Here is a 10,341-nt window from a genome sequence, read left to right on the forward strand (position 1 = left end):
GTCAAGCGGCGGTGAGCTTGTTGCTCACCGCCGCTTTCGCGTCCGCTTACTCAGGCGAGGTCCCAGCGCCACCGCCCCGTGGGGGTGTCGACCCACACCGTCTGTCGACCCTCCGGGGTGACGGTCAGGCCGAGCCGATTATGTCCCGGTCGCCCGGCCTGGTCCCAGCGCAGGCACCAGGCCGCGACCTCGTCCCACATCCGCCGGCCGCCGCCCTGGGTGACGGTGACCTCGTCGCCGTGGTGGCGTACCCGCGCCCACGACCCGGTGGCGCCGTCGACGAGGCAGTGGACCTCCCCGCCGTCGAGCAGCGGCCCGCACTGGTAGACGTCGGGCTGCGCGAGGTGCCAGAAGAATTCGCAGTTCGGGTCCGTGAACAGCTCGACAGCGCGGACGTCGGCCGCGCTGTCGGCACCGCGGCCTTCCATGCATGTGCGTACGATCTCGTCGACGCTCGGGCCGAGCGGGCCGTCGGCGGGCCGGGCCTCGATGAACGCCGCGACCTGCGGCAGGAACCGGCCGATGCCGTTTCCGTTGTCGTCGACCCGCAGCGGCACGACGCCGTAGGAGAGGTTGGCCAGCACGATCCCGCCGGGCCGGGTCTGCCGCAGCCACGCCGCCGGCACCCGGCGTACCGAGCAGGTGGCGATGATCCGGTCGTAGGGTGCGCGCCGGGGGTGTCCGGTCAGTCCGTCGGCGGCGATCGCGGCCGGCCGGTAGTCGGCTGCGCCGAGCGCGGTGATGGCCTGGTTGACCAGGTCGCGGTCGATGTCGACGGTGGTGACGTTCGTTTCGCCGACGAGCGCGCACAGCAGGGCGGCGTTGTAGCCGCTTCCGGTGCCGATTTCCAGGACGCGTTCGTTGCCGGCGAGGTCGAGGGCTTCGAGCATGACCGCCATGACGCCGGGCTGGGTGGAGGAGCTGGTGACCCGTCCGTCGGCGGTGACCTGGGTGACGATCGCGTTGTCGGAGTAGACGGCTTCCAGGTATGCGGCTCGCTGCTCGGGGCGGTCGCCGCGCAGGACGTCGCCGACCTGGCCGGCTTCGTCGACGTGGTAGGCGGCGGGGGCGAACACGTGTCGGGGTACGGCTGCGAACGCGGCGGCGACGCGGGGGTTGGTGAGGTGGCCGCTGTGGCGGATCCTGGCCACGAGCCGCTGGCGAAGCTCTTCGTGATCGAGAGTGAGGGTCACGTTTTCTCCAGGGTGTCAGCGAGGGCGGCGGCGATCGGCAGGCCGGTTTCGTGCTCGATCCAGGCCCACTGACCGTCGGGGTTCACTTCGAGAAACACGTAATCGCCGTCCGGGGTGACGATGAGGTCGAAGGCCGCATACGTCAGTCGGAGGCTGGTGCGGATCGCGTGCAGCTGCTTCGACACCTGCTTGGGCAGGTCAACGGCAGCGTAGGCGAGGTTGGCGTAGTCGGTGCGCCAGTCAATTTTGGCCGCCTCGGAGTGGGCGTCGATCCGGGCGGCGAACAGGCGGTCGCCGACCGCGGTGACTCGCAGCTCGTATGCTTTCGGCACCTGGTGCTGGAACAGGTGGGCGGTGCCGGCAACGGCGTCGGTGATGTCGCCGGCGGTCACGGGCGTGGTGGCCAGGGCCATCAGCTGGTCGGTGTCAGCGTCGACATATGGCCGCATGTGAAACGGTTTGTAGATCGCCCCTCCGGTGGCGGCTGCGACGAACCGGCGTGCCTCCTCGGGGTCGTTCGTGACCAGCGTCTGGGGCACGGTCATCCCGTGGCCGGTCGCGACCGCCAACTGTCGAGGCTTGCGGTCCGCCGCGGCGTTCGCCCGGGGGTCGTTGACCCACCGCGCGTGCGGTAGTGCGGCAAGCAACCCTCCGAAGCCGAGCTCTGCCTCTCGGGCCGCCCAGCGCCGCTCGTAAGGATCGAGCGCCCCGGGCAGGCGGGCCGGTTCGGGGCGCCTGAAGTAGACGGCGCGCACCTCTTCGAGGCGGGTGCACCTGTGATCGTCCGCCAGTGTTCCGGCCCACTGTCCGTGGTCGCCGACGGCGGCGACCACGGACAGTGCCTGCGGGAAGTCGGCGAGATCGATCCGGTGCACCGGTACGTGCCTGTCGTTCAGCTCCTGGATGACCAGGTCGACAGTCACGTCACATGGCTCGGTGATCACCAGAACGGTCAATGCCTTGCCTCGCCTTCAGTCGGAGTAGGTGTCCTTCTTGCTGTCCTGCCAGGAGGAGTGGTCGTGGGTCGTCTTGTACGGCGTGTTGACGCTGCCCTGGGACGGCCCCTTCTTGCTGGCGAAGGGCTCACCGTTACGTCCGGTCAGCATCTGCGCCGCCGGGTCGTACACCACGTCGGTCAGGTTCAGCTCGCCGCCGAGAGTCGACGGCCGGGACAGGGTCAGGCCGAACGGCCGGTCGGCGGTGACTCGGCCGGTCTCCACCGTGTCCGCCGGCTGGACCGGAGCGGGGTTGGTCAGGGTGGGCATCGAGTGCTCCTTCCTTGAGGTCGGGGCTCGTCTGGCGGGCCCTGGGGGAAGCTTCGACCTGATGACCGGCGACGGGAAAGCTGTTGTGCGTCCTACGCACAGGTCTTGCATAGTCGGCAATCGATCACGCAAGGTGAGGGGTGCCGCACGACCCGTCAAGGGAGTAATCGTGTCCACATCACCCCCATGGCACCAGCTGCCCCCTGCCCAGGCAGCGGTAGGCAACCCCGGCGAGCTGCTTCGCCTCGCCCGTACCGCACATCGGATGTCTCTGGAGCAGGCCGGCAGGCTCTGCGGATATTCCGGCTCCACCATGTCCCGGTTCGAAACCGGACGGCGCAAACTGACCGACGTGAACGTGTTGCACCGACTGGCCGACGCCCTCGGCATTCCGCCGGGAATGCTCGGTCTGACGTCCGTCAACAACCGGCCGGCCACGACGGCGGCGGTTAGGGTTCCGGAAGGGCGATCTATCGACGGAGGCGACATGGACCGCAGGAACCTCCTGGCCGGCGTGCTGGTCACTCTCGCGACCCCGCCGGCGGTGGGCGGCCCCTCCGCTGCGCGGGCCGCTGCCGTCCTGCCGGTTTCGCTCGACCGGCTTCGTGCCGAGCTGGCCGCCGGCCGGGCAGACTTCGCGGCGGCCCGATACGAGCAGCTGGCCCGCCGGCTACCGGGCCTCGTCCAGGCCGCGGAAGCCACCTGGGACGCCACGGCCCACGATCGCCGGGCCGGCGCCGGGGCGTTCGTGGCCCTCTCTCACGACCTCGGCGCCCGACTGATGATCAAAATGCATCACACCGAGGGTGCCGCGGCCTGCTCCGTCCGGGCGTCCCAAGCCGCACGCGTCTGCGGCGAACCGGCGATCGTGGCCCTGGTCGACCGCACCGTGACCGTCGTCATGCGGCGCACCGGCCAGGCCCGACAGGCACAGCCTGTCCTGCTCGACGCCGCGACACGACTTCGGGCCGACACCGGGCTCGCCTCCGGCCGCGACGCATCCCTGTACGCGAGCATGCTCGCCACCGCCGCGTACACCGCGGCGATCGCCGACCGGCGGGACGACGCACTCACTCTGGTCGAGGAGGCGGAGGGGGCACTCGGGCGCGGCGGCGGCGGGTTCACCCCCAACGACCTGACGCTGTACAAGGCGGGCGTGGCCAGGATGCTCGGCGATTACGGCCACGCCGTGAGCCTGATCGGTCGGGTACGACTCGACCTGTTGCCCACTCCGGAGCGCCGGGCCCGGTACTGGGAGGACGCGGCCTTGTCGTGGGTGGGCCGGGGCCGGCCGGGCCGGGCGTACGAGGCGCTGCGCGAGGCAGAGCGGGCCGCGCCGCAGGAGGTTCGGTACCGCCCCTGGGCAAAGCAGCTGACAAGTCGCCTGCTTGCCGGTGGCGCGTGTAGCGAGTTACCGGACCTACGGCAGTTCGCTACGCGCGTGGGTGTGTCGATGTAGCCGGGCCACGCACTCGTCGATCACAAGAGGCCCCGGAGACGCTGACTCCGGGGCCTTCCCTCGTGCGGCATATCCCAACCTGAAGGGTCAAGTCTATCGACTGAAGGTCATCTCTTGCACCCGCTGGGTGTAGGTATCCATGGCCATTGAGACCCGGGTACTCTGACTGGGACAGGCGGGTGTCCCAGTCTGGGGCTGACCCACGTCGGGAGGCGGGTTCGGATGGCAACCAGTCCACTCGTACTGCGCGTACGCGTGGCGCAGGAGTTGCAGAGGTTGATGCAGCTCGAAGGAGCCAAGAAAATTACGCAGGCGGAGCTGGCCCGGCTGTGCGGCCTGTCGCGCCAGACGATCTACCGTCATCTTGCTCCGACCGTAAGCATCGAAAGCCTCGGGCGTCGTTGCAACCCCGTACATGTTGGCCAGATGGCATCGAGCCTTGGACTGTCCGGTTCGGCCCATGATCGCCTGGTCAAGACGGCGGTCGCTGCCGCTACTCCCTGCTGGTGGGACGGGCGGGCGTACGGCGCCGACGAGCATCAGAACGTGTTCGCGAACTTTGCTTACGGCGCCTGTCGGTGCGGTGAGTATCAGTCGCATGTGATTGGCGGGATCGCCCAAACGGAGGCGTACGCGCTGCACCGGGCTCGGGCCGTCACGTCCGACGAAGCGAAGGTGAAGAGCGTCGTCCTCGGCAGGATGCGACGCAAGGAACGCTTGTACGACGAGGACTTCGGCTACACGCTGCTGCTCGAAGAGCTTGCGTTGACCCGCCGCATCGCCCCGACGGCGGTCATGATCGAGCAGTTGGAGCACCTGGTTGATCTCGCGAGGTTGCCCAACATCAACATCCGGGTCCTGCCCAGAGATCCGACGTCAGACGACGACGACGCGCCGATGGCTGCCGGTTACGCGCCGCAGGCGCCGTTCCTGCTGTACGACTATCCGGATTCTCCGGTAACCCCAGAGATCGCCGTCATCGACTCATTTAAGATCGACAACCACATCCTCACCGACCGTGAGCTGGTTGACCTACACGCCAACCTCTTTGAGAGGCTGGTATCCGTGGCGCTGTCTGACGCTGAGACCGTCACGTACATCCGGAAGATCGCCGCCCAGATGGGGTCGGCGAAGCCCAAGACCCGAAAGGGGTCGTCATGTCCAACCTGATCCCCAGCCAGCACCGCCCGTGGCGGAAGTCGACTCGCAGCCAGGATGGCAACTGCGTCGAGTTCCGTGACGCCGTGAACGGCGTCAACGTCCAGATCCGCGACACCAAGGACCGCACCGGACCGGTGCTGACCTTCAGTGCGACCGCCTGGAAGGCGTTCGTCCGAGGTGGAGCAACGCCGCAGGCATGACCTGCTAGATCCACTTCGTAACCCGGGGAACCGACACCATGTGGTGTCGGTTCCCCTTTTCGGCTACACGCCGAGTGAGGGGGTTGTAACGATCTCGGGAATGTGCCAGGTTGGGAATGACCCACCGAGCACCATTCCCAACGGATCTCACGCCCGGGGTGTGACATGGTCAACTTGGTTCCCTGGAGGCCAGCACCGCTCGCCGATGCCATCCGTGCGGCCGGCGGCGCCGGGGTCACGGGGGGCCCCTCCGAGCTGAACGCCGTGCCGTTCCTCCTGGACGGCACTATCCCGCCGTCGCTGCCCGACGACGGTCTGGACCGGGTCCCGGGGTACGGGATGATGGAGTTCGCGGGCCCGTGGGACCGGCGCCAGTTCGCCGAAGAGCTCGTGCTGGGACAGCATCACCCGGACGGTTACCTTCACCGCCTGCACCTGCTGCCGCCGTCCCTGGACCCGCCCCGCTGCGTCGGCCCCGGATGCGCCGGCCGCAAGCGGTGGCCCTGCAACCCCGCCTCCTGGGCCCTCGGGGTTCTCGGCGACGATCGGCGGGCAGCGGCATGACCACCATCGAGCGCGGCGTCACCCGCCGCCCGTACCCGACGACGCCCGCCGCGTCGACGGACGGCGGGCACGACACGGACGGCCGCGCAGGGAGGGTGGACGTCTTTCCTGTCGACGTCCACCCTCCGCTCGTCTTCACCTGGCCCCACTGCGAGCTGGTGACGGACCTGAGCCCGTTCCTGCTGCGGGAGTTGGCCTGCTGCGACCCCTGTGGATCGGCGATGGCCCCGATGGCCGCCCGCGCCGGTCTCGCACGGTCGTACAAGTGCCCGCAGGCGTGCCACCAGCAGCTCGTGGACGCGCAGGTCGTCGAACAGACTGTGGTCGAGGCTGCCCGGCGACATGTCGGCGACTTCGCCGGTCTGCACCCCCGGGTGTACGCGAGCGCGTTGAGGCACCTGCTGATCCGGGTGTGCATCACGCCGCAGGGCAGGCTGGTCCTTCGCTGGAACGAAAACGAATAGGAGCCTGCCGCCCGACGGCATCGCCGGGCGGCGTTCAGCACTTGCCGCGCACCTCGTCCGGGAGGATGCGCGGCCGGACCTCGGTCCACGAAAGCCTCCCCCCGGGGCTGTGACCGAGGTCGGACCTGGCCTTGCGGAGGCGATACGCGGTCAGGTCCCCGAGGGGCCGGCACGTACGCGGGCAATCGAACGTGCCGGCCCCTCCCCGGGGCGGGCGAGACGAAGAGGGTGAGGTAGCAGTGATCGACGAGGTAGCGGTGATCAACCTGGAACTGGTTGTTCGGCGGACGAAAGACGTCGACCTCGGCGAGGCCGCGGCGATACTCACCGCCACCCTCGGCCGCGGCGACCTCCTTCGCTGGCTTGCCGGCTCTGACAGCAGCGAGGTTGACGCCCTGAGGCTCTGCCGGCGGATCGCCGGAGTCGAGTTGGGGTACCTCCACTTCGCCGGCGAGGCGATGATCGACAACGGGCAGGGCGGCATCATCGCCTGGACGTCTTCGCAGAGCCAGCTCAACGAACAACATCGACAGGTGGTCGCCGACAGTCGCCAGGTCCGGCTGCGCGCCCCGTCGGCGACGTTCGGCGACCGGCTGCTCTCGATCGAGCGGGCAAGCCTCGAACATCGGCCCACCGAACCGCACCTGCACCTGGCCTACCTCGCGGTGCTGCCGCAGAGGCGCGGTCGGGGGATCGGCCGGGCCCTCCTGGCCGAGTTGCACCGCCGCGCCGACGAGGACGGTGTTCTCGCGCACGTCGACGTGCCGGACGTGCGCGCGATGGAATGGTTCAAGGCCCAGGGCTGGCAGGCCGGTGAGCCGTTCGACGTTCCGGACGGCGGACCGCGCCTGTGGCCGATGACGCGCCCGCCCGCACCGGTGTCGGTGTCGTGAGCGGCCCGCGTCAGGCCCGCCGGGCGGATATCGCCGCCATCTGCCACTTCTTCGACATGCTGTCGACCAGCGCCAGCCTGCTCGGTCGGCGTGCGCCGTGGCCGTGGCCGTACCCGGCCCGTCGAATCATCCATGCGATCAGCACCGGTGCGCAGTACGTGCTGCGCGACGACAACGGCAGGATCCTCGCTGTTGCTCGGATCGCCGGAGGGCACTCGCTGTGGACTGACGGCGTCCCTGCCGTGTACGTCTCGGACCTTGCGGCCCTGCCCGACCGTGGCCGCGACGTGGCGATGCTGCGGTACGTCCACGACCGGGCCAGGGCGGCGGGGTTGCCGGTGCGGACCGACATCCCGGCGACCGATGACGCTCGGCATGACTGGTGGAAGCGGTTTGGCTATCAGTCGGTCGAGCCGGCCGGGCCGGACAAGATCATTCGGACGCGTCGGTACGGGACATTGCAGACGGCGATGCTGCTGCAGGCCGACCCGCCCGAGCCCATCACCGAGTGACGTTCCCGAATCGGCGCACCTCCCGACGGCGGCCTCGACGACGCCGTCCTCACGACTCGCGGCGGGTTGCCGCGTAGAGGAAGTCGACGAAAGGGGGCAGAGTTGTACATCCACAAGATCCCGACCAGCGACGCCAAGACGACCGACTGTGGGGCGAGCGTCCAGGAGATCAAGACGCAGTCGCCCACCGAAGAGGTGACGACCAATCCGGCGAGCGTGACCTGCCCGGGTTGTAGGAAGAGGTAGTCCTGAGGCGCTGACGAAACGGCCCCACCGCCCGACGGTTCGCGTGCGTCGGGTGGTGGGGCCGTTTCGCGTCAATGGGCGGTGTGTGCGGGGATTCCGGCGAGCCGGCGGTGTCTCCCGGGTGACCGCCGGTACGGTGCATCGGCATGCATGCATACCGCGTCGGGGGTCTGTACAACGCTAGTCGGACCAGCTGGAACGAGGGCACCTACCTGCGGTTCACGGCCGCCGGCCCCGAGCTGATCTTGTTCTTCGCCCGCCCGAGCGCGAAGGAGATCGCAGACTTACGCCGGGGGGCTCCCTGGTTCGCCTGGATCGACAGCGAGCACGTCGGCCTGCTCGCCTTCAAGTTCGGGACCGCGATCCCATGGTCGGACGCCCCGTACCACCCGGGCCGCGAATCAGAGCCGGTCACCTTCGACCACCAGGGCGACAACCACCTGCTCCTGTTGGTGCTCCTCGTCGACGCCGACACCGGCATCATCCGCGCGATGCGCCAAGTGACCTGGCCACCCGCGTTCGCGCAGCGGGTGGCCAGGTCCATACGGCGCATGAGCGCCACGCCGTACAGCGAGCGCGCGTTCGACCTGGCGCTCAACCAGCTGTACCGGCAGTGGCCCGGGACCGAGCAGCTGGTCGAGGAGCGTGCCGACATCACCTGTTACGGCGGCACCGACGAGGTGGCGCGCGGCACCGGACCGGACGCCGCGCCCGACTAAGGGCGTGAGTTCTTCGCTATCTGGATGGCGGCGGCGGCCAGCAGCTCCGCGGCGAACCGTTGATTCTCGCCCTCCAGCTGCATGCCCCGGATCATTTCCAAACCGAGAAGCGCCCACGCCTCGGTTTCGCTCGGCTCGGTCGCCAGCAGCTCTCGGGCCCGCCTGACGGACAGGTCCGTCAGCGTCTTCTTGACGTGCTCGTACTGGCGGTCGGCATCCGCCAGCGCCTTGATCATCGAAGCGTCGTCGCCGGTCATCATTTCCTCCATGGTAGTTGCGGTCCACCGGCACGGTCGGCCGGTCGTCTAGGCTTGCCCGCCAGGCGGGCAACGAGGGGCGGTGCGGGATGGTGCAACCCGGAACCAAGGTCATGATCTGCGACAAATGCCTGGTCATCTGCGTACCGGACCCGTCGGTGACGACTGGCCCGCCCCGACCCGGGCCCCCGCCCAAGATCCGCTGGATTCACCCACCGGAAGCCCGCGAGCGGTGGCCGCGGGGCGTCTGCGATGACCCGGTCGTGGAGACACAGCGGCGCGCCAAGGAGCCCGAGATCAAGCGGATGCGCGGCTCCGCGACGAAACGCGAACCGTGGCTGATCCGGGGACAGCTCGCCGGCCTCGACGTGCCGCCCGGCGACCGGGTCGAGCTGGCCGCCGTCGGCTGGATCGAAGAAGACGGGCCGACGGTTCCGCCGCTGGCCTGGGGCTACTTGGCCAGCAGTGGACACTGGGGCCTCGGTGCGAGCCCGGTACCGCGACGGGTAGGCGGCGACGAGGTCGTCGGCGCAGAGGCCCGCGGCCTGTTCTGGGGGATGCGGTCCCTCTTTCCCCGCGAACGTAACCCCGTCACGGTGATCACTGACTTCCCCGAGGTCGCCGACATGGTCAACGCCTGGCGCGACGGCCGCACCGACGTCATGCCCGCGGGCTACATGACCCAGCATCCCGACAGTGGACGCCTGCCGAAGTTGGTGATCTTGTCCAGGTCGGTCGCCCAGTATCCGGAGCTGATCTTTGTCCGGCTCGTCGAGGACTACACCGACACCCGGTACGGCCGCGGCGCCAACACGCTGGCCCGGACCGCCTGGGACTGGTCGACCCGTCGCATCGACAGGGAGAAGGCCGCCGCCGACGCCCTGGCCGCCGCCGCCCGCCGGCTCGACGTGCCACCGGTGTTGCTCCCGCCGGAGCATGAGCAGCGACGCGCCGAGGTCGACTAGCGCCCGCGCCAGCGCCGAATCTGGACGCCGACCGTCGGCCAGCCGACGAGCGTCCCGCAGATGACTGCCACCGGGACCGAGACGGGCGCGGTCAGGATTGCCAACGGAAGGACCGTGAACAGCCCGATCGCGATGAGGCCCAGGGTCAGGACCCGGTTTGTCCGCCGAGGCGGCAGCCGGTCGGCGGGGCCCCAAACCGGGCGCTGGGCGACCGGGCCGGGGTTGATCTGCGCCTGATACGGCGGCTGCGGCCAGTACATGGGGTGCGACGGCGGCGGCGCCCAGTATGTCGGGTGCGGCGGCGCGGGCACCGGGGGAGCGGAGTACGGCAGCGCGGACACCGGGTATGGGTACGTGGACATCGCTTGGTTGTACATGTCTCCTCCTCGGGTGGCTTGCGCGTCGGCAGCCACCGCCGCCCCCCGACCGGAAGCCGGGACACG

The 10,341-nt window shown here is 69.3% G+C and carries 14 protein-coding genes; 9 read left to right on the forward strand and 5 right to left on the reverse strand.

Annotated elements, in window-relative coordinates; all coding sequences use genetic code 11:
* Positions 1-50: 50 nt before the first annotated feature.
* The 3 genes from tgmC to tgmA are packed head-to-tail and all read right to left on the reverse strand — an operon-like array spanning position 51 to position 2,458.
* Positions 51-1,193 carry an ATP-grasp peptide maturase system methyltransferase gene (gene tgmC / locus I0C86_RS40980; RefSeq protein WP_196206679.1) on the reverse strand — a complete coding sequence of 381 codons (1,143 nt, stop codon included), beginning with the start codon at positions 1,191-1,193 and terminating at the stop codon, positions 51-53.
* Positions 1,190-2,149, reverse strand: a complete 960-nt coding sequence (tgmB, locus tag I0C86_RS40985; protein WP_196206680.1) for an ATP-grasp ribosomal peptide maturase — start codon at positions 2,147-2,149, stop codon at positions 1,190-1,192. The genes tgmC and tgmB overlap by 4 nt, the downstream gene beginning before the upstream one ends.
* 15 nt (positions 2,150-2,164) lie before the next feature.
* A complete protein-coding gene (gene tgmA / locus I0C86_RS40990; protein WP_196206681.1) occupies positions 2,165-2,458 on the reverse strand; it encodes a putative ATP-grasp-modified RiPP in 294 nt (97 codons plus the stop codon).
* A gap of 169 nt (positions 2,459-2,627) precedes the next feature.
* Here tgmA and I0C86_RS40995 point away from each other — a divergent pair, with 169 nt between their 5' ends.
* The 8 genes from I0C86_RS40995 (at position 2,628) to I0C86_RS41030 (ending at position 8,676) form a co-directional block, all read left to right on the forward strand.
* Positions 2,628-3,917: a helix-turn-helix domain-containing protein gene (locus I0C86_RS40995; RefSeq protein WP_196206682.1), complete on the forward strand. Its 1,290-nt coding sequence runs from the start codon at positions 2,628-2,630 to the stop codon at positions 3,915-3,917.
* A gap of 279 nt (positions 3,918-4,196) precedes the next feature.
* Positions 4,197-5,087, forward strand: a complete 891-nt coding sequence (locus I0C86_RS41000) for a helix-turn-helix domain-containing protein (protein ID WP_230395632.1) — start codon at positions 4,197-4,199, stop codon at positions 5,085-5,087.
* The gene (locus tag I0C86_RS41005) at positions 5,075-5,278 is read left to right on the forward strand and encodes a DUF397 domain-containing protein (protein ID WP_196206684.1); all 204 of its coding nucleotides are present in this window, start codon (positions 5,075-5,077) and stop codon (positions 5,276-5,278) included. Before I0C86_RS41000 ends, I0C86_RS41005 begins: the two co-directional genes overlap by 13 nt.
* Positions 5,279-5,542: 264 nt before the next feature.
* A complete protein-coding gene (locus I0C86_RS41010; protein ID WP_196206685.1) occupies positions 5,543-5,842 on the forward strand; it encodes a hypothetical protein in 300 nt (99 codons plus the stop codon).
* Positions 5,839-6,306: a hypothetical protein gene (locus I0C86_RS41015; protein WP_196206686.1), complete on the forward strand. Its 468-nt coding sequence runs from the start codon at positions 5,839-5,841 to the stop codon at positions 6,304-6,306. Before I0C86_RS41010 ends, I0C86_RS41015 begins: the two co-directional genes overlap by 4 nt.
* A gap of 239 nt (positions 6,307-6,545) precedes the next feature.
* Complete coding sequence (locus I0C86_RS41020) at positions 6,546-7,199, forward strand: GNAT family N-acetyltransferase (protein ID WP_196206687.1); 654 nt, start codon at positions 6,546-6,548, stop codon at positions 7,197-7,199.
* On the forward strand, positions 7,196-7,711 hold the full coding sequence (locus I0C86_RS41025) for a hypothetical protein (protein ID WP_196206688.1): 516 nt from the start codon (positions 7,196-7,198) through the stop codon (positions 7,709-7,711). The genes I0C86_RS41020 and I0C86_RS41025 overlap by 4 nt, the downstream gene beginning before the upstream one ends.
* A 392-nt stretch (positions 7,712-8,103) precedes the next feature.
* On the forward strand, positions 8,104-8,676 hold the full coding sequence (locus tag I0C86_RS41030; protein WP_196206689.1) for a hypothetical protein: 573 nt from the start codon (positions 8,104-8,106) through the stop codon (positions 8,674-8,676).
* Here I0C86_RS41030 and I0C86_RS41035 read toward each other — a convergent pair.
* The gene (locus tag I0C86_RS41035) at positions 8,673-8,936 is read right to left on the reverse strand and encodes a hypothetical protein (protein WP_196206690.1); all 264 of its coding nucleotides are present in this window, start codon (positions 8,934-8,936) and stop codon (positions 8,673-8,675) included. The two genes, I0C86_RS41030 and I0C86_RS41035, sit on opposite strands and share 4 nt — an antisense overlap.
* A gap of 260 nt (positions 8,937-9,196) precedes the next feature.
* On the opposite strand from I0C86_RS41035, the gene I0C86_RS41040 reads away from it, so the two are divergent.
* The gene (locus tag I0C86_RS41040; protein WP_196206691.1) at positions 9,197-9,898 is read left to right on the forward strand and encodes a hypothetical protein; all 702 of its coding nucleotides are present in this window, start codon (positions 9,197-9,199) and stop codon (positions 9,896-9,898) included.
* On the opposite strand, the gene I0C86_RS41045 is transcribed toward I0C86_RS41040, so the two are convergent.
* Positions 9,895-10,260 (reverse strand): hypothetical protein, encoded by a 366-nt coding sequence (locus I0C86_RS41045; RefSeq protein ID WP_230395618.1) that lies wholly within the window; start codon positions 10,258-10,260, stop codon positions 9,895-9,897. The two genes, I0C86_RS41040 and I0C86_RS41045, sit on opposite strands and share 4 nt — an antisense overlap.
* Positions 10,261-10,341 lie beyond the last annotated feature (81 nt).

The organism is Plantactinospora alkalitolerans (assembly GCF_015690345.1).
In the GTDB taxonomy this organism is placed as follows: Bacteria; Actinomycetota; Actinomycetes; order Mycobacteriales; family Micromonosporaceae; genus Plantactinospora; species Plantactinospora alkalitolerans.